The following is a 25,673-nucleotide window of genomic DNA, read 5'->3' on the forward strand; positions in this document are numbered from 1 at the left end:
AGGTGGTCAGCCAACCCGCCTGGCCTCGGCCAGGCGGATCACTCGGGCGGCCCGACCGATGGTGTCGGGCCGATGTGCGATCACCACCGTGATCCGCCCCTGACCCAGCCGAGCGACGGCACCCTCGACCACGGCAGCGATCTCGGCGTCCACATCGGCAGTCGCCTCGTCCAGCACCAAGATCGCGGGATCGGCTAGGGCGGCCCGCAGCAGCGCGACAACCTGTCGTTCCCCCGCCGAGATCCGCGACCCGTGCTCACCGACCTCGGTGTCCAGGCCGGTCGGCAGCCGAGCCAACCAGGCTCCGAGCCCCAGCTCCGCGGCGGTGCGCAGGACCTGTCCGCGCCAGGCTGGAGTGTCCAGCACACCCGGCAACATGGCGAGGTTGTCCGCGATCGAGCCCTCGGCCAGGACCACCTCCTGCGGCACACAGGCCACCGCCCGTCGCAGAGCGCTCGGGGCGATGCTGTCGATCGCTACCCCACGCCAGCACACCGATCCCTCGTCAGCGGGGTAGAAGCCGGCCAGCACCTTGCCCAGCGTGGTCTTGCCCGATCCGGTCTCCCCCACCACGGCGACATGGTCGCCCGGTGCCAGTCGCATCGACACGTCCACCAACGCCGGCCGACCGTCCGCGTCGTAGCGGTAGCCAACCGAGTCGAGCACCAGGTCACCGGGTGCGGGGGGCACGGCACCTGCCGGCAACTCGATCTCGGTGGCGTCGAGGAGGTCGAGCAGTCGTGCGAGGACCGTCCGGGCGGCCCGGAGTTCACCGAGACCGTCGACGAGGTCCTCGACATCGCCGAAGGCGCCCCGGGCGGCGAAGATGAACGTGACCGCGCCGCCGACACCGAGCCAGCCCTGGTCGAGGCCCCAGGCGGACAAGGCCACCAGGACGACCAGGGTGAGGCCACCCGCCGGGCCGAGGGCCACCAGCCAGCGATAGCTGTGCAGGAAACCGATCCGCGCAGCCAGCAACCCCTCTCCTTCCTCTCGGAGCTGTCGACCACGGACCGAACGAGCGCCGAGCAAGCCGATCTGCTCGTGCGCCGACAGCGACTCCGCGAAGCTCGCGCTCACCCCCGCCTCGGCATCCGCCAGGTTGGCGAGCGCTGGCCCCGCGCGCGCAAGGTATCGCCGACCCAGCACGACGACGGCCGCGGCGAGCATCGCGACCACCACGCCGGTCAGCACCCAGGAATAGCTCGCGAGGACGATGACCGTGACCGCGACGAGCAGCGACTGGCTGACCAGATCGGGCAGCGTGCGGCCGACGAACCCGGAGAGCTCGGTCATCTCCCCGGTGGTACGTCGCACCAGGTCGCCGCGCCGGTGCGCCTCGATGAACCGGAGCGGCGCCGCGGCGATCCGCGCCACCGCGAGGTCACGAAGCTGTTGCACCACGCTCTCGCCGAGGCGTACGACGGCGAGGTGGCCGATCCACTCCAGCACGAGGGCGAGGCCCGCGACCACGATCACAGCCACCGCAGTGACCACGACCGCACCCCGGTCACGATCCAGCACCGCATCGGTGACCATCCCGAACAGCACGCTGATGGCGACCACGCCGCCCGCTCCGGCCAGGTTCAACAGGACCGCCAGGGCCAGCCACCCACGATGTCCGTGCAACAGCGGAGCGGTTCGCCGCAGGACGGCGTGCTCGTCCGGATGCGCGGCGAGCCGGCGCACCTCAGCCATCGGCGCAGCCGTTCGGACGAACCGAGAGCTCGACCGTCAGGTCCGCGCATCCGCGCAGGGCGGGGCGGTGCCCGGCCCACACCACGACCCGATCCGCAGTAGCTCTTCGCAGGCGAGCAAGGGTGATCTGCTCGGTCTCGACATCCAGACCTGAGGTCACGTCGTCGAGCAGGAGCACCGGCACCGGCCGAAGCAGGGCTCGAGCAAGCGCAAGCCGCTGACGCTGGCCGCCGGAGAGGGTCGCACCGCGCTCTCCTACCAGCGTATCGAGGCCCTGCGGCAACTGAGTGACGACCGGGTCGAACCCCGCGGCGTGGCAGGCAGCGAGCAGCGCGTCATCACCGGCGTGGGGTGCGGCCATCCGGAGGTTGTCGCGGATGGTGCCGTGGAAGAGAGTCGGGCCCTGGGGCACCAGAGTGAGCAGGTCGGCGCGGTCGTCCGGGTCGCTGGCGGCAACGTCGTGGTGGCCGACCAGGACGCGGCCCTCGGCGGCTGCGGCTCCGGCGATGCTCCGCAACAGCGTGGACTTGCCCGAGCCGGTCGGGCCGGTGACCAGGGCCCACTGGCCTGGCCAGACCTCCAGGTCGATCGGCATCACCTCGGCAGTCGGCAGGTCGGGCGCCAGCGACTGCAACCGCAGCGAGACGCCGATTTCCGACGTGTCGATGCGGGCTTCGCTCGGGATCCGGCTGTCGCCGCCGTTCGACCAGAGCCCACGGTCACCGGCATCGTGCTGCCGACCGGGGCCAGGCTGAGCACCTCGGCAATCCGCTGGGCGCTGGCCAGTGCGGCACTCCGCTCACCGAGTCGGGCCACAATCGCCGCGGCAGCGAGCTGCACCGTGCCCATCCAGAGAGCGAAGGTGGTCAGGTCGCCGATGTCGACCCGCGCGTCGAGGGCGGCCAGGCCTCCGACGAGGATGCCGATGCCGACGGCGACGCCCGGGAGACCGGTGCCGATCGCCTGCCATCCCGCGCCCACCCGCGCGACGGCCATGATTCGTTCCCGCACGGCCGCGCTGCGCACGGCATGCCGCCGGACCAGAGCCTGCTCTGCGCCGACGCCCCGCAAGGAGGGGGCCGCGGCGACCAGGTGCTGCACGGACTGGCTGCGCGCGCCTTGTTCGGCCGCGACTGCGGCGATCCGGGGGCCGAAGAGCCGCGGCGCGATCATGTTTGTGACCGCCAACAGGGACCCACAGCCAAGTGCGACCACGAGCAGGAGTGGATCCATCGCACCAATCGCCGGCACGAGCACGATCACGGTCACCGAGATCACCACCCAGTGTGCCAGTCCGTGGATCCAGGTCAGGACGGCGTCGACGTCGTCGATCGCGCGAGACAGCAGGTCGCCCTGATTGGACCCGATCGACTCCAGCCGGCCGGCGTCCTGCCGCAGAGTCACCTCGAGGAGCCGGCAGCGAAGGTCGTTCGCCAGCCGCGCCTCGGCCAGATGGGCCCACCACATCCACCCGCAGAGCCCGGCGAAGTCGATGAGCACGCAGAGGGAGAGCAGTCCCAATGCGCCGTACATCATCGTTGCGTCACCCTCGGCCAGAGCCTGCACCGCTCGCCCGAGGCACCACGGAATCGCCAGGAAGGCGACCTGTCGGACGAGCGCGGAGGCCATCGAGGCGGCCAGCGTGCGCCGAGCCTGCCGCAGGCACCAGCCCAGCACCGCCGCGGCGGTGGAGAGAGGGGCAGTCGACATGGCGCCCTCAACCTAGGGGCCCGACCCGGGTCTCGGTCCAAGCCCGGGAGCGTCCGGTCGAAGCACGCGCCCATCCCCGACCTGGGGCGTGGCAGGTCGGGCCAGCGCACCCCTACCGTGATCGCCGGTCACCTCCCAGTCAAGGAGCGTTCATGCCTCGCAGCCGACGCGAGAACAAGGTCTTCGAGATCAACATCCGCACCCTCACCGTCAGTCGAGTCGAGGATCTGTCTCCGGGCTTCCGGAGGATCACCTTGACCGGTGGGCAACTCCGACCGTTCACCACCTCGGACGGGATCAAGGTCGGCGAGTTGCAGAGTCTGGGATTCGACGACCACGTCAAGCTGGTCGTCCCCGGTCACGGCGAATCCGCGGCGGTGCCGCCCCGGCAGGTGGACGGACTCCTGGACTGGTCGGGAGCCTCGCCCGCCAAGGATTTCACCCCGCGGCGCTGGGATCCGGTGGCTGGCGAGATGGACCTGGACTTCGTGCGACACGGCACCGGGTTCGCGTCCTCGTGGGTCGAGCGGGTGCAGGCGGGCGACCTGGCGCATATCGCTGGCCCGAAGATCTCGGCACTGCTTCCGACCGGAGTCGACTGGCTGCTGCTGGGTGGGGACGAGACCGCTCTCCCTGCGATGGCACGGCTGTTGGAGGAATGGCCTACCGGCGTGCGTGGGCAACTCTTCGTCGAGGTGGGCGGTCCGGCTGACGAACTACCCCTGGCGGTCCCCGACGGGGTGGAGTTGACCTGGGTGCATCGCGGTGCCGTCGCGGCGGGAGCGAGCACCGCCTTGTTCGACGCGGTCACGGCGGCGCCGTGGTGGCCGGGGGAGGCCTACTGCTGGTTCGCCGGCGAGGCGATCAGTCTCAAGCCCATCCGCAACTGGCTCAAGAACGAGCGCCAGGTGCCGCCGGACTGCTACGAGGTGACCGGCTACTGGCGCTACTCGGCGGCCCCGGCCACCGAGGACGGCAAGCCGCTAGCCGATCCCGGCGAGGAGGCGGTCGACGCGCTGCGCCAGCGATGGGAGCAGCTCACGGATCTGACCGCTCCCTCGGTCGTCTGGACCGCGGTGGCGTCCGGTGTCCTCGGTCACCTGGAGCGTCAGCCGTGCTCCCCCGCCGTCTTGGCCCGGGAGCTGGGGTTGGATGAGCCCACCCTGCGAGCACTCTGTCGTTATCTGGTCTCCGTGGACGTGCTCGCAGCCGATCCCACCGATCCGTCAGTGACCGGCGCCGGCGTACTGAGGCTGGGCGGGATCGGCGAGTTCGTGGTCTCCGAGGACGACGAGTACGACGACCCGGCGCTCGCACTGTGGGCGCTGACGCCGGATCGCCTCCTGACGACGCTGCGCACCGGAGCGCCGGCCCCATCCGCCACCGGGGAGCAGATGGTGCAGGTGCTGGCCGCGGACTCTCCGCTCGGCCAGGCTGCGCGAGACTTCGTCACCTTCGACGCGGCCTGGCCGGCTTCGTCGGTGCTCTCCCACCACGCCTGGGACGAGCACTCTTCGGTCACCGTGCGCGGCCTGGGGGCAGACGCGCTGGCCACCGCACTGCGAGACACCCACCCCGGCCTTCCCGTCACGGTAGGTGAGGCGGATGCCTCCGACGCCGATGCACGCGCGGCGACCGCCGCCATGCAGTGGCTGGAAACCCTGGACGACCCGGCGGTGGAGGCAGCGATGCGTCGGATGCGCGAACAACTGGAGCGCAGCGGCGCCACCTTGGTGCTAGTCGAGCGAGTGCTCGAGGACGACGGCGTCCACGATCACGATGCCGAGCTGGACCTGCAGCTGCGGGCGGCGTTTGGCGGCGGCCTACGTTCGGCGGCACAGATCGAGCAGCTGCTCGACGACGCCGGCTTCTCCCTGATCAGCACCCCGGGCGGGCGTGACCTGGGCTGGGAGCGGCGGCTCTGGGTAGCACGAGCCTGACCGAACCCCTTCTCGCGGCTCGCGCGCCCGCTGCCTCATCGTATTCGCAACCGCCGACCGGGGCTTCCCGCACGAGCCCCCCGCCAGGGCCCACTCGTCGCTCAGTTGGCCAACACGATGGCGGCGTTGAGCGCCGTGGCGAACCCGACCCACGCCAGATAGGGCACCAGGAGCCAGGCGGCCGGACGTGAGAAGCGCGCGAAGACGGCGATGGTCACGGCGATGGCGACCAGCAGGGCGACGATGTCGACGAGCGCCCAGCCATAGCGGCCACCGGCGAAGAAGAGTGGCGTCCAGGCAAGGTTGAGCGCGAGCTGGATCAACCACACGGCGACGCCGAGCAAGCCCGCACCGGCGCGCCAGGCGAGCCAACCTGCGAGTGCGATGGCGACGTAGAGGACGACCCATACCGGCCCGAACACCCAGGACGGCGGGGCAAACCCGGGTAGGTCGAGCGAGCCGTAGACGGCCGCCGAGGAGCTCGCCGCGCGGGCGCCGACGAGGGCGACGGCGACAACGGCGCCACCGAACGGCAGCAGCGCCGGCCAGGCGTGAAGCGGGACTCTCACAGATGCGGTCGCCATTCCACCATTGTTGCCGGCCATCCCTGAGCCACCCCGAGAGCACGCCGACCACCCGGCCTCTGGCCCACTCCGCCACACTGCTGACCGGGACGCGCCAGCGGCGCCACTGCCCGGGCTGGTGACGCCGCGTGTCCCGACCGAAGCTTCTCCCACCACTGGACGATGGCGCCCTCTCAGAAGGTGGAGCCGAGTCGCTCCAGGCTGTCATCGACCAAGTCGACACTGCGGCAATCGGCGAGCCGGCGTTCCGGCTGGTGATCACCGGAACCGGTCCGACTCTGGTCACCGACGACGGCACCGTCAACGCTCCGCTCGCCGCTCTCGCACCCTAAGCCGCCCTGCTTCCTCAAGGTGTTGCGTACGTGTCGGCACCCGAACGCACACGAGAGCGTGCCCCCAGGTCAGAGGCCATCTTCCATTCGTGCGCGAGGGGGGAGTTGAACCGTAGGACCATCACGGTCGACCACGCACGAACCGCCATGCTGAGCGTGAAACCGGCCCTCTCGTTGCCTCCGGTTCCCTCCCGTTACCTCGGGTCCGTGCACCCCAGGGGTGCACCAGCCGTATCCAGTTGAGCCGGCTCCCACCAGCACCGCAACAGTAGTCCATGAGCACATGGGTCCGGGACTGAAAGCAACCTGAAGCCCCCGCCCGCCCACAGGCCGTGGCCGCTGCTGCGTGACCAGCCCTCACTCTTGACTTCGGCCTGAAAGCTAGTCGCCACGGCACGAGTCATCGACAACACTGCAGCACTCCGGACACGCTCGGGACTTCGCCTCGCTGAAGGCCACCAGCCAGAACATCCGCCATGCGACAGCGGCCAGGCGCTGGTCGCGTTGGCAACCGAGCGCGAGGACGTGCTCTGCCTGTCCGGGGATCTCACCCGGCAGTGCGACGCCGATCTATTTCAGAACGCCTTGCCGGAGCGGTTCGTCCATGCCGGCACGGCCGAGGCGAAAATGATGTCGATGGCGGGCGCGTTGGCGCGCGAGGGCCTGCAGCCCTGGGTTCACACCTTCGGCGCCTACGGCCTTGTCCCGGTCACTACCCCCGGCGCGAAGGGCTCGGCCTATGGCCAAGATGGCTCGGCCCTCGAGGGGCCGTCCGGCAGTGAGCGCGGTTCAGATTGCGGTTGCCGGCGGGTGGCGCTTCGGGTGGTGTCCGGACCGCCGACGGGTCGAGGCGAAGACGGCGGTCCGGAGCGAATTTGGTGGCGGGCAAGCCACCAATTCTGGCAATGGGTCGGCCGGGGTCGGGGTAGGCGAGATCACGCTTCTCGCCCACCCCTCCTCACGGACGTCTGGACGGAGGGGTGTCGTCCGTGAGGTCTTTGACGACATGCTCGGTGCGCTCGCGTCGCCGCAACTTCGCCACATGTCGATGTCTCAGCTGTGGGCGTGCAGGGGTTTTCCGGCGAGCGCCAACGCGGCCTCACCGAGCGACTCGTTCTGCGTCGGATGAGCGTGAACGAATAGCGCGACGTCTTCGGGTTTCGCCTCCCAGTTCACCATGAGCGCAGCCTCGCCGACCTGCTCGCCGATCCGTGCGCCGATCATGTGGACACCGACGATCGGGCCGTCCTTCTCACGGACCAACTTCACGAACCCCGTGGTGCCGAGGATCTGGCTCTTCCCGTTGCCAGCGAGGTTGTACTCGTAGGTGTCGACCTGGCCGAACCGGGCCCGCGCCTGGTCTTCGGTGAGTCCGACCGACGCGATCTCGGGGTCGCTGTAGGTGACTCGGGGGACGTCGGAGTCTCGGAGCGGCTCGGGTTCCAAACCGGCGATGTGTTCGGCGACGAAGATGCCGTGGGCGAATCCCCGGTGTGCCAATTGCAGACCGGGGACGAGGTCACCGACTGCGTAGACGCGCGGCACCGATGTACGCAGCTCTTGGTCTGTCACTACCCAACCGCGGTCGAGTCGGACTCCGGCTTCTTCAAACCCCAGTCCGCGCGATGCCGGGCCCCGTCCGACCGCCACTAGGACGAGGTCGGCGGGAATGACGTCGCCGTTGTCTAGGTGGACGACAGCGCCCTCGGGGTTCTGATCGACGTGGCTGAACCGCACACCGGTCCGGAACTTGATTCCCCGCTTGCGGAACGCGCGTTCGAGTTGTCTGCCGATGGCGGGGTCTTCCAGCGGGACCAGCGAGGGGAGCGCTTCGATGACGGTGACCTCTGACCCGAGTGAGCGCCACGCTGAAGCGAATTCGACTCCGATCACGCTTCCACCGATGATGACGGCCCTGTCGGGGATCTCACCCAGTCGAAGCGCCTCGTCGCTGGTGACGACGCGTGGGCCCAGTTCCAAACTTGGGAGCGTCCTGGCATAAGAGCCAGTTGCGAGTACGAGGTCGGTTCCGGAGTATCGGGTGTCGCCGACTTCCACGACTGTCGAGCCGACGAGCGTCCCCCTGCCTTGGATCAGGGTGACGCCTCCCGTGGTCATGAGCCCCTGCAGGCCCCTGTACAGCCGGTCGACGATTCCTGCTTGATAGGCGCCGACTTTCGCCATGTCGACGCCGTCGAAGGTCGTGTTGATCCCGTGGGCCGCACCGGCGCGCGCGCTGTCTGCCAGCTCGGCAGCGTGGAGGAGCGCTTTGGTGGGCACGCAGCCTCGATGCAGACAGGTCCCTCCGAGCCGGTCCTGTTCGATTAGACCGACGGTCTTCCCCAACTGGGTCGCACGCAGGGCGGTGGCGTAGCCCCCGCTACCTCCACCGAGGATCAGCACGTCGAAGTTGTTTGCCATGTTCACTCTCCGGTCGCGACGGACCACGTTGGGCGTCGATCAGACGACGAGGCTGAGCGGATTCTCGATCGCCGTGACCAAGGCATCCATCCATTGGGCCGCCAGGGTTCCGTCGATGGCACGGTGGTCGACCGAGACGACGAGCTGGACCGCCGTGCGGACCTGCACGGTGTCCCCGACCACCGAGGGTGTCGGACGTCCGGCCCCGACGGCCAGGATCGCCGATTGGGGCGGGTTGATGATCGCTGAGAACTCGTCTACGCCGTACATTCCGAGGTTCGAGATCGTGATCGAGCCGCCTTCGAGGTCGCGCTGCTGGAGACGGCCGGCGTTCGCGCGCTCGACGAGGTTCTTCACTTGCGATGAGATGCCCGACAGGGTCATGTTCTCGACGCCTCGGAGTACCGGGGTGACCAGTCCACGCTCCGAAGCGATCGCCACGGCCACGTCTACACCGTCGAACTGCCTCATCGCGTCGTTGGTCCAGACGACGTTGGCTTCCGGGATCTTGGTGTGGGCTACTGCGATGGCCCGGATCAGGAAGTCGTTCACCGAGACCCTGTGTGTGCCGAGCTCGTTGAGTTGAGCGCGCAGGGCCAGCAGGTCCTCGAGCACGGCAGTTCGCTTCACATAGAAGTGCGGCACCTCTTGTTTGCTCTGCGTCAGGCGACGCGCCACCGCGCGCCGGAGCCGTGAGTGCTCCACCTCGGTCCACCATGCGCCACCGGGATGCTCGATCACCGATTCGTGGGACCGCGCCTCGGAGACCGGTTCCGTCGGCTCCTCAACGCGCGCTGCGGTGAAACGGTCTGTGGTGTCGGGGATGACCGTGGGACGGGCCGCGATCGCCGCCTCGACATCTCGTCGTCGGATCCTTCCGCCCGGTCCAGACGCCTCGATGCCGTCGACGGGCAGGCCGGCATCCTTCAGGAGCTTCCGCGCGATGGGGCTGATGAACACACGTCGGGGGTTTGTGTGCGACGTGCGCTCTTCGCCGGCGTCGTGACCAGCCCCGGGGGGCTGTTCCAGGGGAGCTGGGTCTTGCCCTGGCGCAGGGGATTCGGCCTCGCTCGGCGGGACCTCGGACTTCGAGGCGTCCGGTGCCGCTGGGCCGTCGACTCCGAGTCCCCCCAGGAGTGCGTCGAGGTCGGCGTCGAGTTCGGCGAGGGTGCCGAGGAGGGCCATCGGCGCGCCGACGTCGATCGTCGTTCCCGGTTCGACGAGCGCGCGCAGGAGCACCGAGTCCTGCTCGGCCTCGATCTCGACGATGGCCTTCTCGGTCTCGATGACGGCGATCGCGTCGCCTGCCTTGAACTCGGCACCGACCGCAACAAGCCACTCGGCGACGATCACCTCGGTGGCTCCTGCAGCCACCTCAGGCACGGGCAACAGCTCAGCCATGGGTTTGGTTCCTAGTCTCTGAAGTCGGTCAGCGCGGGTCGGGTCGGTCGGTCGGCTGGCGGCGTCACTCGGCTGCGATGGCGCGCAGTGCCGCGGCGACCTCGTCCGTCTTTGCGATTGCGGCCCGCTCCAAGACCTTGCTGATGCTCGGTGACGCCTCGGCGCCGGTCACACGCTCGATCGGAGCGTCGAGCCAGTCGAAGAGGCGGCGCTGGATTTCATCGGCGAGCCACCCGCCGTAGGAGGTCCCGATGGCGCCCTGCTCGACGATCAAGACACGATTGGTCTTCTTCACGCTCGCCTCGATGGTCTCCCAGTCCAGCGACGCGCGGTCGAGCCAGCGCAGGTCGATAAGGTCGACGGACAGGTCGGGGACCTGATCGATGGCCTCAAGACAGTGGCCCACCATGGTCAGGTAGGAGATGACGGTGAGGTCGTCGCCCTCGCGTCGCAGCGCTGCCTTCCCGACGGGGAGGTGGTAGTCAAGGTCGTCGGCGGGGGCAGTGCCGGTCGATGTGTAGAGGTCGACGTGTTCGAGGACGACGACCGGATCGTCGCACGCGAGCGCGGTGTTCATGAGGCCCACGTAGTCGAACGGCGTCGACGGCGCGACGACTCGCAGGCCCGGGGCCGTCGTCAAGACGCCGGCAGGGTCCATCGAGTGCTGCGACCCGTATCCGGTCCCGGCGGCCAGCTTGCTGCGCAACACGAACGGGACGGCGCTGTGACCACCGAACATGTGACGCGCCTTGGCGACCTGGTTGAACAGCTGGTCGGCAGCCACCCACATGAAGTCCGCGTACATGAACTCGACTATCGGCCGGAAACGCCCGTCGAGGGCCATCCCTCCCCCGAGGCCCGCGAACGCGTTCTCGCTGATCGGGGTGCCGAGGACTCGGTCGGGGAAGAGCTCGAGGGACCGCTTGGTGGCGCCGTTTGTGCCGCCTTTCAGGCCGTCGACGTCCTCGCCCATGATGACGATGCGGTCGTCGCATTCCATTCGCCTTGCCAGGACGTCGCTCACGACGTCGATGAAGCGACGGTCCGTCAGTTCGCCCGAGAAGTCGCCCTGATCCTCGAACCGCAGGCCTTCGAGTTCGGAGAGGTCGCCGCGGACTCCGACGTCGACGAAGCTCGTGTCTGGCCAGAGGTCGTCGCGGATACGGCGTTGTCCGGGCTTTCCGCCCTTTACTGGCTCCAGCAACGTGTCGCCGATGCCGGCCATCACCCGGTCGACCTCTGCCTTCGCTTCGCTGACCTCGCCGGCGGTCAGGATGCCGCGCTCGAGCACTGCAGCCCGGAGCTGATCGATGGGGTCGCGATCACGCCACTGCTTCTCTTCGGCCTTGTCGCGATAGCCGAAGGCGGAGCCGGGGAACGCGCCGTTCTGGTGGAAGTACCGGTAGACCTCCGCCTCGATGATCGTCGGTCCGTTTCCTTCGCGCATGTGCTTGACGGCTTCGATCATGGTCGCGTGGACGGCCAGTGCGTCCATGCCGTCGACGCGCCAACTGGGGATGCCGAAGCCGGGTCCGCGGGCCGACAGACGGGCCTCTGCGGTCGCCTTGGCGACGGCTGTGGACACTGCGTACTGGTTGTTCTCGATGAAGAAGCAGATCGGCAGCTTCCATGCGGCGGCCAGGTTGAACGTCTCTAAGACCGATCCGATGTTGACCGCTCCGTCGCCGAAGTAGGTGACTGATACCGCGTCGGTGCCGGCCCTCTTCATGTTCCAGGCGAAGCCGGCGGCCTGCGGGACACCACCACCGACGATGGCGTTCGTTCCCATGGCGCCGGCCTCCCGCCACTGCAGGTGCATGGAGCCGCCTCGTCCCCGGCAGAAGCCGTCCGCGAGACCACAGATCTCGGCCAGGGTCCGCCTGAAGACTTCGTGCACCTCGGGGGTGATCTCCGGAAGCGCGCCACGCTTCGGTTCGAGGACGTGTCCGACCGCCTTCGCGATGAACTGGTGGTGCCCACGGTGCGAGCCGTTCACGAAGTCGTCCGAGCGCAGCGGCAGAATCGATCCGACTGCGCCGCCTTCCTGACCGACGCTGGAGTGTGCGGGGCCGTGGATGAGGCCCTGGCCCGCCAGTTCGAGCACGTACTCCTCGAACGAACGGATCCACTGCGCGCGACCCAGCAACTGGAGGAGCAGGTCGGGGTCGGCGGTCGACCAGTCCTTCTCACTGGCCGAAAGCTCTACCCAAGGTGCGCTCACGCTCAGCTTGGTGTGCGTTGTCATCTCAGTCCCGTCTGTATCGATTGGATCCAACGGATCCCCGCTAGCGTGTCCCGCTCCCGCGATCAGGCGTATGATAGAGCCCGGAATGTATCCATTGCAAGGAGTTCGTGAGATGTCTGCCACTCCGATCCCCGGCGTCCGTCACGTCGACCACATCGGCGTCACGGTCCCCGACATCCGTGAGGCGCACGTCTTCTTCACCGAGGTCTTGGGGTGTGAGTACCTGTACCGCTTTGGCCCCATCGCGGACGCCGGCGACTGGATGGCCGTGCACCTGGGCGTCCATCCGCGCGCAACCATCCGCAGGGTGCACTTCTACGGACTCGGCGGACAGGCGATCTTCGAAGTGTTCCAATACGACGCTCCCGACCAGGTCGGCGAACCACCACGCAACAGCGACGTCGGAGGCCACCACGTGGCGCTGTACGTCGACGACCTGGACGCAGCCGTCGACGCCCTCAACGAGCGCGGCGTGAGGGTGATGGGCGCGCCGACGAGCAGCCGAGGGGCGCACGAGGGACAGCGATGGGTCTACTTCACGAGCCCGTGGGGGATGCAGTTCGAACTGGTGTCCTACCCTGACGGCAAGGCGTACTACCGCAACCCTGCGGCGTTCGAGTAGCCGAGGAGGTCGCCGTGACGTCACCCGGGAGTTCGCCGGTCGCCAGTCAGCGAATCGCCGAAGTGGTCCGGGAGCGGATCCTCTCCGGCCAGCTTCCGCCTGGAACTCGCATCAAGCAGGACCGGCTCGCGGATGAGTTGCAGACCAGCCGCATCCCCGTGCGCGAGGCCCTGAGGATCCTCGACTCGCGAGGACTGGTCGAGATCCGTTCGAACTCGGGGGCATGGGTCACCCAGATGGACCTCCACGACCTGTCCATCACCTACCGGGTCCGAGAGCGCATCGAGCCGATCCTGCTCGTCGACAGCATGCCGAACCTGCAACCCGGGACGGTCGATCGGTTGCGGGCACTCCAAGCGGAAATCGAAGCCAACGACGACGTCGAGACCTTCATCCGACTGGACCGCGAACTGCACTGGGCCACCTACGCCGGCCACCGCACGCCGTACCTGGCGACCATGGTGGAGCGGATGTGGGACACCACGCAGCACTATCGGCGGGAATTCGCTCGACTCATGGGATCGCATGGCTCGTGGATGATCAACACCGAACACCGACTCTTGGTAGAGGCGGTCGCGAGCGGCGACACCGACAGCGCGGCGAGTGTGCTGGCACTCCACATCCAACGCACCCGGGTCGAGCTCGCGAGGAATCCTGAGTTCCTGAGATCGCTGTCACCAGATCGGTCAGAACCGGCACCGCCGGTGACCTAGTCGATACGGACCTCGCTGATGTAGTCCTCGTCCAGGCCCCATCCCAGGCCAGGAGCGTCCCCGAGTCGGACCCGGCCACCTTCGAGCCAGTCACCACCGCGCCAGAGACCACCAGAACGGATCCCGGTCGGGGTGGAAGCACTCCGCGTATCCGCCGTGGCTCTGACTGGCCAGTAGGTGGGACGAGACCTGCGGCTCCTCGTGATGTCCGACTCGGATGCCGTAGGAGTGGGCGATCGCTGCCGTCCGCAACCAGGCGGTGGCTCCGCCAGACCAGGAGGCATCGAAGTTGCAGTAGTCGATCGCTCCCAGCTCCATGAGATCGCGACATCCGGCGGGCGAGTACTCGCTCTGGCCCGCGCACACCGGGATCCCGCCGACAAGACGCACGTCGCGAAGGCCCCTGCGGTCGTCCTGCCAGCGCACCGGCTCCTCGAGCCAGGCGATGTCGAGGTCGGCGACCCGACGAGTGAAGTCGAGAGCCTCGGGGACCGTCCAGCCCTGGTTGGCGTCCGTTGCGATGACCCAATCCGGGCCACTTGCCGCGCGAGCACGGCGCACCCGGTCGGCGTCGACCTCAGGCGATGCTCCCCCGACCTTGAACTTGACTCCTGCGAGCCCGAGCTCGTCACGGTAGAAGTGGACTTCGTCCTCGATCGTTCCCAGAGCGTCTCCGTAGTAGCCGCCGATCGCGATCAGGGGCACCGACGACGATGCCCCACCCCACAGACGCCACAAGGCTGACCACAGGCCTTGCCTACCACATCCCAGAGCGTGGTGTCGACCGCCGCTTGGGCCACCAGTCCGAGACGGCGGTCCCTGAGTATGTCCATCGTCGCCGCGTTCGTCATCGTCCACAGCCGCTCCACTGCCAGCGCGTCGCGTCCCACGACTAGCGGGGCGAGTTCGCGCTGGACGATTCCCGCGATGGTGGCGAGTCCGTCGTCCTCGTCCCCGACATACGCCTCGCCGACCAGGCCCGTGGAGGTGTACACCCGCGTGGCGCCGGCGGGCCGACACCCGAGTCCCGAGTTGCAGGCTCCGCAGAGGCACTTGCCTGGAACAGCCCGGGACACAGATCTGACGTGAGTCGTCCTCGAAGCTACAACGGTAGCAACTTGCCCATCGATTGCTCCGGCGTGCGTGTAAAGGGCTGCCCCGTCGGTTGGCGGTCGGACCCAGCCGGGTCCGACCGCCGCCCGCCAATCGTGCTCGGGTCAGAACTTATACTGGTCGATGTTGTCGGCCGTGAAGGTGATGGGGTCGCCGACCTCGACCACGTTGTCCTTGATCTGCAAGGTACCGAGCCGGCCCGCGTCGAGGGTCCCGTTACCCGACTCCGGGTAGGTGCCCTTGATCATTGCGTCGATGGCGTACACATCGGCATATGCGGTGTCGGCGGGGCTCCACAGCACGCAGTTCTTGATCAGCCCGGCGTGCATGTCTTCACGTACATCGCTGGGGATGCACAGCCCGGCAACCGGCATCTGCTTCGGGTCGATGCCGAGTTGCTGCATGGCCCTCACTGCGCCGGACATCCCTCCGCCGATCACCCACACACCGGTCGTGTCGCTCTTGTGGGCCGAGAGGTAGCTGCTGGTGACCTGGAGGACCGTGGCGGGGTCGTCGTTGCCGGGGATGATCTGAGCGATCTTCATGTTCGGGTACTTCTTAGCGATGTACGGCTTCATGAGGTTCAGCCAGGTCTTCTGGTTGGCGGCGGTGGCGGTCGAGGTGACGAGCAGGAACGTTCCCTGGCCGTTCGTCTGCTCGGCCATGGTGTCGACGATCGCCTCCGCGATTCCTTCGTCGGAGGCCTGGCTCACGAAGAACTGCCGGGCGTCTGGGGCGGCGTCGGCATTGAATGCCGAGACCACCACGCCCTGCTCCATCGCCTTCTTCAACACCGGCGCGACTGCGTCCGGATCATTGGGCGCGATGGTGATGGCGGCCGGGTGGGACTGGAGTGCGGACTCCAGCGTGGTCACCTGGCCGGCGGCGTCTGCGGTGGTCGGGCCGACGTAGTTGATGCTGTAACCGAGCTGGCCGGCGGCCTCTTTCGCTCCGCTCTCGGCAGCGGTGAAGAAGGGGTCGCTCGTCTGCTTGGGGACCAGGACGATTGTCTTGGAGGTAGTACTGCCGCCGGTGTCAGCCTTGGCGGCGTCGGGTGCGTTGGTACTGCATGCTGCGGCCAGCGCGCACGTGGCGACGACCGCCGCCGCCACCCACGTCCTGTGACGCCTGCTATCCGTGCTCCACATGTGCTTCTTCCTTTTCTAGTCGGTCCCGAGAGGGTTCGGGGGGCGCGGCGCGGCGCCGCGCGACGAAGTTGAAGACCCGGGTGGCGAGGCCTTCGTTGAAGACGACGGCGACGATCATGACCAAGCCGATAGCGACGTACTGCCAGCTCGTGCTGTAGCCAGAGAGGACGAAGCCGTTGGGGATCGTCGCGATCGCGATCACGGCGAGGGTCGTGCGGACGATCGAGATCTGGCCGCCTTGGATCGAGGCGCCGCCGACGACCACTGCCGCGATCGCGAGCAGCTCGAGGCCGTTGCCGGCGTCTGCGCGCGAGGACAGCACCCGCGAGGTGTAGATCACTGCTGCGATGCCGCTGAGCAACCCGGCGACGCCGTAGACGGTGAGGCGTGCGAGCGCGACTCGGACCCCGCTGAATCGGGCGGCTGTCTCGTTGGCACCGACGGCGACGAGGCTGCGTCCGGCAGCGGTGCGTGTCGTGACGAATACGGCAACAGCGATCACTGCGAGCCACAGCAGGCATTGGGCCGGGACGATACTGACGTAGCCCTGTCCGACGACCTCGAAGGACGTCGGGAATCCCGCGATGCCTGAGCCGTTCGAGATGCCGAGCGCCAGGCCACGGAAGAGCGCGAGCGTACCGAGAGTGACCAGCAGGGGATGGATGCGCAGCACCACCACGATCAGTCCGTTGAGCAGGCCGCACCCGAGGCCGACGAGCGCCGCCACTGCCACGCACCTGGAGATCGGTACTCCGTGGCTGAACAAGACGCCCAACGTGACCGACGACAGGCTGAAGATCGCGCCGACGGATAGGTCGATCCCCCCGGAGGCGATCACCAGGGACATTCCGATTGCGATTAGGCCGGCCTCGGACGCGATGCGGAAGAGGGTGAACGCGTTGGATGTCGTCGCGAAGTACGGTGACGAGGCCGAGAAGAATACGACACAGGCCAGCAGTAGGACGGCCAGGCCGGCCGACCGGCCCGCGGTGGCGCGGATGCGCTCACTGCGTCGGTCGAGTGTGGTGGGTGCCGACAACGAATCAGCCACGGGTCCTCCTCCGTGAGAGCGCCAGGTCGCGGATACGGTCACGCGCGACGGCCAAGAGCAGGCATGCGCCGTAGGCGCACGAGATCCAAACGCCAGGCACTCCGAGGATCACGACCCCCGCGGTGATGACGCCAACGATGGCCGCGCCGGTCAGCGGTGCGAGATCGGTGCCCCGACCACCCTCGATCGAGGTACCGCCGACCGCGCAGGCGGCGATGACCTGTAGCGCCAGGTTGCTGTCCACGATTGATGTCTGCATGCCCCCGACTGCGCCGAGGTAGATGACGGTCCCGAGGCCGGCCGCCAGCCCTGAGGCGATGTACACGCCGACCAACTCCGCGCGGACCCGGACGCCCATGGTCCGGGCCGCGGCCCGGTGCTCGCCCGTGGGGAGCAGATCGCGGCCCCAGTTGGTGTGCCGGCGGACGAGGAGCAGGATCAAGAAGGCGGCCAAGACGACCATGAGGCCTCGGGGCACGCCGAGCAGGTTGCCGCTGCCGAAAGAACTCGCACTCGCCGGGAACGACACGATGTTGTGGCTGTCGGAGCGGATCAGGGCTAGGCCCTGGAAGACGTAGAGCGTGCCGAGGGTGACGACTATGGACGGCACCGGCGTGTATGCGACGAGTAGCCCGTTGACGAGGCCGGCGGCCGCCCCGATCGCGAGGGAGCACACCACGGTGAGGAACAGGTTCTCGGTCCGCACGCCGACTGGTCCGGCGACGAAGCCGGCGAGCGCGACGATCGACCCGACCGATACGTCGATCTCGCCGGTCATGATCACCAGGTTCTGTCCGATCGCCAGGCAGGCCACGACCGCGATCGAGATCCCGATGCTGCGCGCGTTGTCCACGGTGGCGAAACCGGGTGCGACCGCCGAGAAGATGACGATCAGGCAGAGGAGCACGCCCAGCGCGCCGGCGTCGACGCCGCTGACCCATCGGGCGCGGATCCCGTGGCCTGCCTGGCGGTGTCGTCGGCCGGTGTCGGCCGTCAAGGCGCTCACAGGGTCACCTGCTCGGCCCGGGCTGCCAGCGTGCCCTCGCCACCTTCGACTCCGAGGGCGGCCCGACCGACTGCGCTCTCGGTCATGGCGTCTCCGGAGAAGTCCCCGACCAGTCGACCTTCGCGCATGACGAGGATCCGGTCGGCGAGTTGGAGGAGTTCTTGCAGGTCTGAGGAGATCAGCAGTACGCCGCACCCGGAGGCCGCGAGCTGGTCGATGATCGCGTAGATCTCTGCCCGCGCTCCGATGTCGATACCGCGCGTCGGTTCATCTAGGACCAGCATCTCCGGCTTGGTGGCGAGCCACTTGGCGAGGAGGACCTTCTGCTGGTTGCCGCCGGACAGGGAGCCGACGCGGTCTTGGAGTCGACCACGCAGCGCCAGGCCGGCGAGTGCTTGTGTGGCCAGTGTCCGTACGCGTCGTGGGAGCACGGTGCCATGTGGGCCGAGACGTCCCAGTGAGGACATTGCGACGTTGTCTTCGACCGTGAAGTCCATGAACAGTCCTTGTGACTGGCGTTCCTCGGGCACGTAGGCGATTCGTTTCTGCGTCGCGCTGCGCACGCCGGTGAGTTGCAGCTGTTCGCCGTCGAGGCGGACTTCGCCCCCGGTGCGTCGGTTGATGCCGCAGATCGCCTGACCGAGCTCGCTGCGACCGGCGCCGACGATCCCGGCGAGCCCGACGACCTCGCCCCGCCGGACGCTCAGGGAGACTTGGTCGAAGTCGCCGGCGCGGCACAGGTCGCGGGTCTCCAGGATCACGTCCCCGGTGACTCGGCCCTGCGTCTGTTCCCGTGCGAGGACCTCGCGTCCGAGCATGTCTTCCACGAGGGACTCTTGGTCGAACTCCTGGATGGGCGCGGTACGGACGAGCGCTCCGTCACGTAGGACGGAGACGACGTCGGATACGGCCATCACCTCATGGAGGCGGTGGGAGACGTAGAGGATCGCGACTCCTTCTCGGCGCAGTCCGTCGACGACTTCGAGCAGGCGCTGTGCCTCCCACTCGTCGAGCGCGGCTGTCGGTTCGTCGAGGACGAGCACCTTGGCCTGGTTCACGAGCGCTCGGGCGATGGTCACGAGCTGCTTCATGCCGGGCGAGAGTTCTCCGACCCTGGCTCGGCGGTCGAGGGCGAGACCGAGGCGGCCTAGGGCGTCGTCGACGTCGCGGCGCATGCGGGTCGAGGACAGTGTTCCGTAGGCGGTGCGGGGGCGCCGCCGTCCTGCGAACATGTTGTCTTCGACACTGAGGGAGTCGTAGAGGAGGAGTTCCTGGGGGACCAGGACGACGCCGTCGGCCTCGGCGTCGCGGGCGGAGCGGTAGTGGCGGGCTTCGCCGAACAGTTCTACGTGGCCGCGGCTGGGCGGGATGACCCCGGCCGCGATCTTTCCGGCGGTGCTTTTGCCGGCGCCGTTCTCTCCTACGAGCGAGTGGACGGTGCCGGCGTGCAGTTCGAGGTCGAGTTCCCGCACGGCGTGCGTCGCTCCGAAGACGCGGTCGACGCCGACCAAGGCGAGAACAGGCTGCGCGGCTGGGATCGAGGTCTTCGTGCTCGCCTCCGGCGTAGGCATTGTCACCTGATGGCCCTTTCGAGTGGCGGCGGTCACTTATGCAATCGTTTGTAGAGGCTAGAACTGCAATCGGTTGTAGTCAAGAGCCCCCGAGCACGGATCCGACCGGACGCCACCGAAAGACAACGCTGCGGCCGACCCCCGAGAGGAGTCGGCCGCGGCGCGCGTTCAGAAAGTGCTAGGCCTGGTCCTTCTCGCCGGTCGTGAAGCGGGCGACGATCAGGGCCAGCAGGATGATCGCCCCGAACGCGGCGTTGATCCAGAACGGCTGGATGTTGGAGAGCGTGAGGATGTTGGACACCAAGCCCAACAGGAGGACACCGAGCAGTGCCCCCAGGACCGTCCCCCGCCCACCGTTAAGGCTGATGCGTCCGATCACGGCAGCAGCGAACACCGTGAAGATCATGTTCTGGCCCTGGCTGGAGGTCACCGACGCGAGGCGTCCGGCGAGCATGAGACCGGCCACGACGGCCAGGCCTCCCCCGGCCACGTACACGCCGACCACGATCCGGTCCCTGCGGATGCCGGCTGCCCGGGCTGCCTCGCTGTTGCCACCGATCGCGTAGACCGCGCGCCCCACCCGGTGGTAGCGCAAGAACAGTCCGACGAGGAGATACAGGACGCCGGCGATCCATACGGAAGTCGGCACACCTAACCAGGAGGCAGAGCCGATGTAGGTGAAGCTGGCCGGGAGGTCATACAGCGTCTTGCCGTCGCTCAGACCGATTGTGATACCGCGCAACAGGATCAGCATGGCGAGCGTCGCCATGAACGCGTTGAGACGTAGCCCGACGATGAGCGCACCGTTCACCGCGCCGACCACTGCGCCGGTGGCGAACATGGCGAGCAACGCCAGCCAGGGATTCAGCCCGAAACCGGACCCACCGATCGCGACCGGGCATACGAGCCAGGCGCCCACCATGGGGGCCAGCCCGACGGTCGACTCGAGCGACAGATCGAACCGGCCCGTCAATAAGATCAGGGTCTCGGCGAGGACCACCACCGACAGCTCGGAGGACTGCCGAAGGACATTGATCATGTTCGTCTGGGTCATGAACGCCGGCTGGAGCGCCGACCCTACAACCAGTGCGATCACCAACACCGGCACGAGGGCGACCTGATCCTGCTTCGCCCATCGGCGCAGATGCCGCCAGATTTCGCTGCGCGACGCGCCCGCTCGCCCGTCCATCGTCGTCGTCTCCAAGCTCGTCACGCTCCCACTCCTTCCATGGCGGACACGAGTTGGTCGTCACTTCGACGCGGGCCCAACTCGGTGCGGATCTCACCGTCGAACATGACCAGCACCCGGTCGCACAGGGCCAACTCCTCCAGATCGTCGGAGACGATCAGGACGGCGCACTCCTGTCGACGGACGTGGTCGAAGATCAGTTCCTTGGCCGCGACATCGATGCCGGCTGTAGGCGTAGCGAGCACGAGGACCGCGGGGTCCGAGGCCAACGCGCGCCCGAGGGCGAAGCTTCTGCTGGTTGCCACCGGAGAGCTCGCCGGCGAGCTGGGCCAACGAACTGGCCTTGATGTCGAGTTCCTCGAAGAGGCGACTGGCCATCTGCGATCGCCTCGACTTACTGACCAGCCCCCAACGCGACAGCCGCGGGAGGACCGTGCTCGTCAGGTTCTCCTCGATGGACAGATTCGCGCAGAAGCCGTTGTGGTGGCGGTCCTCGGGCACGTAGCTGATCCCTTCGCGGATCGCAGCGTCGATGCGGCCGGGGGCCGGACGGCGACCTTCGACGGCGACGTTGCCGGCATCCGGCCGCTCAAGGCCCGCGATCGCGGCGGCCAGTTCCACCTTGCCGCAGCCGGCGATTCCGGCGACGCCGACACGTTCTCCCCGACGTACGTCCAAAGTCACGTCTCGGAAGGCGCCTGCGATCGTGAGGCCTTCGACGCTCAGGACGATCGGCCCGGCGGGGGCGTGCTCGTCGTCCACCCCTCCAGCCGTGTCCTGCGGGGCTACTGGTGAACCACCGGCCTGCAGCGTCGTGGCACCGACCATCGCCTCCACCAGATCGTTTCGACTCAGCGTCTCGATCGGTGTGGTGATGATGTGGCGCCCGTCGCGCAGCACAGTCGCGGCGTCGCAGACCTCGAAGATCTCGGAGAGGTGATGTGAGATGTAGAGGAACGTGACACCGTCGCGCTTGAGCCGGTCCATGTGCCCGAACAGCACCTCGATCTCGCGCGCCTGTAGCTGCGACGTCGGTTCGTCCATCACGATGAACCGGCTGCCACCGCGCAGGGAGCGTGCTATCTCAAGCAGTTGTCGTTCTCCGACCGTCAGGTCGCGGGCTGGGGCGTCCAGGGGGATGCGTAGGTCCCATTCGTCCATCAGCTCTACGGCCTCACGCCGCATGGGACGCCAATGTACGCGCGACCCGCCCTGCGCGATGCGGTCGAGCATCAGGTTCTCGAGCACACTGAGGTCGGGCACGATCATCGACCGCTGGTGCACACACGCGACGTTGCCGGCCCATTCGCGTCGGCGCGCGATCGGCGGCGCGGGAACGCCCTCGAACTCGACCACCCCGGTGTCCGGGACTTCCAGACCAGTGAGGATCTTGACCAGCGTGGACTTGCCCGCGCCGTTGCGACCGACGAGGGCGTGCGAACGTCCGGAGTGGACGTCGACCGACACGTCGCGGAGGGCCTGGGTGGCGCCGTACCGCTTGCTGACTCCGGCGACACGGACCAGCGCTGGGGGGCTGTCTCCGGGAGCCGGTCGTGACCGGGGGTCGGAGGCTGGCCGGATCGAGTCGTTCAAGACGGAGCTCACTGATCTGCCTGGTTGCCCCAGAGGCTGGAGTCGTCGACATTGTCCTTGGTGACCAGGACGGCCGGCAGGAGGTCCATGGGGTTCCCGTTGAACTCCACCACCTTGCTGTCGTGATCGGTCGGTCCGAGCGGGATCTCCTTACCTGCCAGCGCGTCCTGGAGGTACTGGAGGCCGTACTTGGCGTAGCCGCCTAGGGGCTGGGAGATGGCGGCGTCGAGCACGCCCTGGCGGACCAGGTCGAGGGCCTGGGGGGTGCCGTCGATGCTGATGTCGAAGATGTGGCCGTCCTCTCCGACCTTCGCGTCCCGCCCAGCGGTCTTGAGGACGTTCAGCGTGGGCGACAGTGCGTAGTCGGACTGCTGGAAGACTCCCTTGAGGTCGGGGTTGGCTGCGAGCACCGTCTGCAGGGCGTTCGCCTGCTTGGTCGGGTCCCAGTCGGTGGGTCGTTCGATGAGCGTGATGTTCGGGTAGTTCTGCGTGATGCAGTCGTGGAACCCCTGGCTGCGCTCGCGGCCGTTGATGGACGTCTCGGCGCCCATGAGGGACAGGACTTTGCCTTCGCCGCCGATGGCGTCGGCCATGGCCTTGCATGCCATCTCGCCCATGCCGACGTTGTCGGCGCGCACGATCGCGGCGACGTGGCCACCGTCGGGGCCGATGTCGATGGCGACGACGGGTACGTTTGCGCTCTTGGCCTGGTCGAGCGCGGGGATGATCGCCTTGCTGTCGTTGGCGACGACGATGAGGCCCTTGGCGCCGGCCGAGATGAGGTTGGCGACGTCGGTGATCTGCTGGCCCGAGTCAGAGTCGGCATTGGTCGGGGACAGGAAGTCGAGTGAGGAGTCCTTCGCCTGCTGGAGGACCGTGTCTTGGAGGACGACCTCGAACTGGGCGGATAGGAACGGAGCGGAGTATCCGACCTGTGTCGAGCCGGATCCTCCGGATGTGCCGTCGGCGCTGCCGCCGCAGCCGGCCAGCGTGAGACTCAGAGCACCCGCGATGCCGACGGCGGCGAGCGCGATCGACCGGCGGCGAGGCCTTGAGATTGAGGCGTGGTAACTGGGCACGTGCTGCTCCTGAGTGAGTTCGTTGACGGTGCCTGCCCGAGACACTGCAATCCTTTGCAGTAACGCGAACCTATGGTGTGATGCTGGTCATGTCAAGGGTCCGTCCGAGGCCTCGTTGAGAGGCCGACGAGCGCTCGTCACGCGGGCGGATGGCGGACATACCCGGCGTCTGGCAGGATGAGGACAAGATGAGTGAACAAACGATTGTGACTCTGCGCGACGTCGCGCGTGCCGCGAAGGTGCACCCCGGGACGGCTTCACGCGCCATCAACCCGGCGACGCGGAGCCAGGTAAAGGTGGCGACGGCGGAGCGGGTGCTCGCTGCCGCGGCGGAGCTCGGCTACCGGGTGAATCCGATCGCCCGCAGTCTCCGCACCAATCGCTCGCTCACCGTCGGCGTGCTCATCCCCGACCTGACCAACCCGTTCTACCCGCCGATCGTCCGGGGGGTGGAGGACGAGTTGAGCGTCGCGTCCTACGTCGCGCTGGTGGCAAACACCGACAACGACGCCGCGAAGGAGACCCGCGTCCTGGAGACGCTCCGCGAGCGGCAGGTCGACGGTCTGATCGTCATGACGGCCAAACGCAAGCACCCGTCCTTGGTCGAGCTGGCCGCGACCGGGATGCCCATGGTGCTGGTCAGCCGCGACGTGGACGGCCTGAAGGTGTCCGGCGTGATGCTCGACGACGAGGAGGCCATCGAGATGGCGGTGGACGCGCTCTACGGCCTCGGACATCGCAGGATCGCCCACGTGGCCGGCCCGCGCACCGTCTCCACCGCGGTCAGCCGCCGGCAGGCCTTCCTGCGGGCGACGAAACGGGCGAGCGGTGTGAGTGCGACGGTCTTGGAGAGCGCCCAGTTCTCCATCGAGGCCGGCCGGATCGCATGCGGACGGTTGCTCGAGGAGCATCCGGACATCACCGGGATCGTTGCTGCGAACGACATGATCGCGCTGGGCTGCCTGTCGGCGTTGGCGGAGTCGGGTCGGAGCTGCCCCGGTGACGTTTCGGTCATCGGTGTCAACGACAGCCAGTTCCTAGATCACACGGCGCCACCGCTGTCGACGGTGAGCGTGCCCAAGTATGAGATGGGGAGAAGCGCGGCCCAGTTGCTGCTCTCCCAGATCCAGGCGAGCGGTGGCCGTCCGGCCGCCGAGGTCCGCCAGATGAAGCCTGACCTGAAGTTGCGGGGCTCGACGGGTCCCGCGCCCGGCTGAGCCAATCGATCAGCGCGCCTCCAGTTCCAGCAGGAGCACGAGGTTGTCGGGGCCGGGGACCACGGAGCCTCGTTCGATGCGATGGGCGACTTCGACGACGGCGCCGTTCGCCGGTGCACGACCGCCGAGTTCGCGGTGGGTCCGTGCGACCAGCCCGTTGATGTCGTCGACTTCGCTGCGGCGCCCTTTCATCCAGTCCTGGAGGATCGTGGTCTTCGACTCCGGGAGCACGAATCCCTGAAGGAGCGCGTCGAGCAGGGTCTCGGGGACCCGTTCGTGGTCGACGACGTCGTCTTTGCTGAGGCCGAAGATCGGGAGAACCGGATTGCCGAGCGACACGGTCGCGTCCAGGGCCTCACGCCCGGACCGCAGCATCAGTTCGCGCATCTGCGGGATCCGTGCCGCTTCGAGGAGCGGCAGGTCGAGGATGGCGCTGGTCACCAGCGTGGTGGCGTTGCTGACGATCTTCATCCACTTCGCGGCGCGGATGTCGTCGACGATTTCGACTCGTCCGACGTGCCGCAGGAGGGACGCGACCTCATCTTCTCTGCCATGGGTGGACGGGTCGAGGCTCCCGACAGCGAACCATGACCGGTCATAGGGCGAGTGGCGCTCCACGACACCTGGCTCGAACATCATGGACGTGATCTCGATGACGCATCCGAGTGTGCGGTGCCCACCTACCGCACGCGCGATGGTGTCGACGGACATGCCGTTCTGGACGCCGACCAGGAGGCCGTCCTCGGCCAGGTAGGGCTCAAGGAGGTGGGCGGCCCAGGTCGAGTCGTAGGCCTTCATCAGCATCAGCACGACGTCGAAGCGGTGTCGGAGGGTGGCTACTTCGCACAGGTGCAGGGTGCGGACGGGGACCACGGTGCTGTCGCCGGGGGTGTTGATGCGCACGCCGTGGGCTCGCATCGCCTCGACGTGCTCGGGCCATTGCTCGATGAGGACGACGTCTTCGCCGGCCATCGTGAGGTCGGCTCCGACGGAGGCGCCGTTGGCACCCGCGCCGAGCACGGCAATACGTCGACCCATAC

General features: G+C 67.8%; 23 protein-coding genes. 6 read left to right on the forward strand and 17 right to left on the reverse strand.

The genetic code is table 11. From position 1 onward, the window contains the following. Positions 1–6 precede the first annotated feature (6 nt). From QM714_RS13195 to QM714_RS13205, 3 genes are read right to left on the reverse strand one after another with little or no spacing between them, the layout of a single operon-like run. Entirely contained in the window at positions 7–1,698 is a 1,692-nt protein-coding gene (locus tag QM714_RS13195; RefSeq protein ID WP_415101307.1) for an ABC transporter ATP-binding protein, read from the reverse strand. Next, positions 1,691–2,293 carry an ATP-binding cassette domain-containing protein gene (locus QM714_RS13200; protein WP_415101308.1) on the reverse strand — a complete coding sequence of 201 codons (603 nt, stop codon included), beginning with the start codon at positions 2,291–2,293 and terminating at the stop codon, positions 1,691–1,693. Before QM714_RS13200 ends, QM714_RS13195 begins: the two co-directional genes overlap by 8 nt. Further along, entirely contained in the window at positions 2,293–3,408 is a 1,116-nt protein-coding gene (locus QM714_RS13205; protein ID WP_415101309.1) for an ABC transporter transmembrane domain-containing protein, read from the reverse strand. Before QM714_RS13205 ends, QM714_RS13200 begins: the two co-directional genes overlap by 1 nt. A gap of 152 nt (positions 3,409–3,560) precedes the next feature. Here QM714_RS13205 and QM714_RS13210 point away from each other — a divergent pair, with 152 nt between their 5' ends. Further along, positions 3,561–5,348, forward strand: a complete 1,788-nt coding sequence (locus QM714_RS13210) for a siderophore-interacting protein (RefSeq protein ID WP_415101310.1) — start codon at positions 3,561–3,563, stop codon at positions 5,346–5,348. Between the two features lie 101 nt (positions 5,349–5,449). On the opposite strand, the gene QM714_RS13215 is transcribed toward QM714_RS13210, so the two are convergent. After that, on the reverse strand, positions 5,450–5,932 hold the full coding sequence (locus QM714_RS13215; protein ID WP_415101312.1) for a TspO/MBR family protein: 483 nt from the start codon (positions 5,930–5,932) through the stop codon (positions 5,450–5,452). Positions 5,933–6,060: 128 nt separating this feature from the next. Here QM714_RS13215 and QM714_RS13220 point away from each other — a divergent pair, with 128 nt between their 5' ends. Continuing rightward, the gene (locus QM714_RS13220) at positions 6,061–6,264 is read left to right on the forward strand and encodes a hypothetical protein (protein ID WP_415101313.1); all 204 of its coding nucleotides are present in this window, start codon (positions 6,061–6,063) and stop codon (positions 6,262–6,264) included. A 495-nt stretch (positions 6,265–6,759) separates the two neighbouring features. After that, the gene (locus tag QM714_RS13225) at positions 6,760–7,257 is read left to right on the forward strand and encodes a hypothetical protein (protein ID WP_415103024.1); all 498 of its coding nucleotides are present in this window, start codon (positions 6,760–6,762) and stop codon (positions 7,255–7,257) included. A gap of 60 nt (positions 7,258–7,317) precedes the next feature. Here the strand turns inward: QM714_RS13225 and lpdA are convergent, their stop codons facing one another. The 3 genes from lpdA to QM714_RS13240 all read right to left on the reverse strand — a co-directional run bounded on the left by lpdA (position 7,318) and on the right by QM714_RS13240 (position 12,307). Then, on the reverse strand, positions 7,318–8,685 hold the full coding sequence (lpdA, locus tag QM714_RS13230) for a dihydrolipoyl dehydrogenase (RefSeq protein ID WP_415103025.1): 1,368 nt from the start codon (positions 8,683–8,685) through the stop codon (positions 7,318–7,320). A 39-nt stretch (positions 8,686–8,724) separates the two neighbouring features. Next, complete coding sequence (locus QM714_RS13235) at positions 8,725–10,086, reverse strand: dihydrolipoamide acetyltransferase family protein (RefSeq protein ID WP_415101315.1); 1,362 nt, start codon at positions 10,084–10,086, stop codon at positions 8,725–8,727. Positions 10,087–10,150: 64 nt separating this feature from the next. Continuing rightward, entirely contained in the window at positions 10,151–12,307 is a 2,157-nt protein-coding gene (locus tag QM714_RS13240; RefSeq protein ID WP_415101317.1) for a thiamine pyrophosphate-dependent enzyme, read from the reverse strand. Positions 12,308–12,443: 136 nt separating this feature from the next. On the opposite strand from QM714_RS13240, the gene QM714_RS13245 reads away from it, so the two are divergent. Both QM714_RS13245 and QM714_RS13250 read left to right on the forward strand, forming a co-directional pair. Then, positions 12,444–12,953: a VOC family protein gene (locus QM714_RS13245; RefSeq protein ID WP_415101319.1), complete on the forward strand. Its 510-nt coding sequence runs from the start codon at positions 12,444–12,446 to the stop codon at positions 12,951–12,953. Positions 12,954–12,967: 14 nt separating this feature from the next. Continuing rightward, positions 12,968–13,666, forward strand: coding sequence for a GntR family transcriptional regulator (locus QM714_RS13250; RefSeq protein ID WP_415101321.1), 699 nt, complete (start codon positions 12,968–12,970; stop codon positions 13,664–13,666). A 90-nt stretch (positions 13,667–13,756) separates the two neighbouring features. On the opposite strand, the gene QM714_RS13255 is transcribed toward QM714_RS13250, so the two are convergent. From QM714_RS13255 to QM714_RS13295, 9 genes are all read right to left on the reverse strand, one after another. After that, complete coding sequence (locus QM714_RS13255; RefSeq protein ID WP_415101323.1) at positions 13,757–14,371, reverse strand: enolase C-terminal domain-like protein; 615 nt, start codon at positions 14,369–14,371, stop codon at positions 13,757–13,759. After that, positions 14,362–14,661 (reverse strand): hypothetical protein, encoded by a 300-nt coding sequence (locus QM714_RS13260; RefSeq protein ID WP_415101325.1) that lies wholly within the window; start codon positions 14,659–14,661, stop codon positions 14,362–14,364. The genes QM714_RS13255 and QM714_RS13260 overlap by 10 nt, the downstream gene beginning before the upstream one ends. 222 nt (positions 14,662–14,883) lie before the next feature. Then, positions 14,884–15,891 carry a substrate-binding domain-containing protein gene (locus tag QM714_RS13265; protein WP_415101327.1) on the reverse strand — a complete coding sequence of 336 codons (1,008 nt, stop codon included), beginning with the start codon at positions 15,889–15,891 and terminating at the stop codon, positions 14,884–14,886. A 19-nt stretch (positions 15,892–15,910) separates the two neighbouring features. Next, the gene (locus QM714_RS13270; RefSeq protein WP_415101329.1) at positions 15,911–16,978 is read right to left on the reverse strand and encodes an ABC transporter permease; all 1,068 of its coding nucleotides are present in this window, start codon (positions 16,976–16,978) and stop codon (positions 15,911–15,913) included. After that, complete coding sequence (locus QM714_RS13275; protein WP_415101331.1) at positions 16,971–17,984, reverse strand: ABC transporter permease; 1,014 nt, start codon at positions 17,982–17,984, stop codon at positions 16,971–16,973. Before QM714_RS13275 ends, QM714_RS13270 begins: the two co-directional genes overlap by 8 nt. Next, positions 17,981–19,555 carry a sugar ABC transporter ATP-binding protein gene (locus QM714_RS13280; protein WP_415101333.1) on the reverse strand — a complete coding sequence of 525 codons (1,575 nt, stop codon included), beginning with the start codon at positions 19,553–19,555 and terminating at the stop codon, positions 17,981–17,983. Before QM714_RS13280 ends, QM714_RS13275 begins: the two co-directional genes overlap by 4 nt. Positions 19,556–19,733: 178 nt before the next feature. Next, on the reverse strand, positions 19,734–20,759 hold the full coding sequence (locus QM714_RS13285; RefSeq protein ID WP_415101335.1) for an ABC transporter permease: 1,026 nt from the start codon (positions 20,757–20,759) through the stop codon (positions 19,734–19,736). A gap of 78 nt (positions 20,760–20,837) precedes the next feature. Beyond that, entirely contained in the window at positions 20,838–22,337 is a 1,500-nt protein-coding gene (locus QM714_RS13290; protein ID WP_415101337.1) for a sugar ABC transporter ATP-binding protein, read from the reverse strand. A gap of 8 nt (positions 22,338–22,345) precedes the next feature. Then, on the reverse strand, positions 22,346–23,416 hold the full coding sequence (locus QM714_RS13295; RefSeq protein WP_415101339.1) for a sugar ABC transporter substrate-binding protein: 1,071 nt from the start codon (positions 23,414–23,416) through the stop codon (positions 22,346–22,348). 188 nt (positions 23,417–23,604) lie between these two features. Between QM714_RS13295 and QM714_RS13300 the strand changes: the two genes are divergently transcribed. Beyond that, a complete protein-coding gene (locus tag QM714_RS13300) occupies positions 23,605–24,633 on the forward strand; it encodes a LacI family DNA-binding transcriptional regulator (protein ID WP_415101341.1) in 1,029 nt (342 codons plus the stop codon). Between the two features lie 9 nt (positions 24,634–24,642). On the opposite strand, the gene QM714_RS13305 is transcribed toward QM714_RS13300, so the two are convergent. Further along, positions 24,643–25,671, reverse strand: a complete 1,029-nt coding sequence (locus QM714_RS13305; RefSeq protein ID WP_415101343.1) for a ketopantoate reductase family protein — start codon at positions 25,669–25,671, stop codon at positions 24,643–24,645. Positions 25,672–25,673 lie beyond the last annotated feature (2 nt).

The sequence above is a fragment of the Nocardioides sp. genome (assembly GCF_047602075.1).
Classification (GTDB): domain Bacteria; phylum Actinomycetota; class Actinomycetes; order Propionibacteriales; family Nocardioidaceae; genus Nocardioides.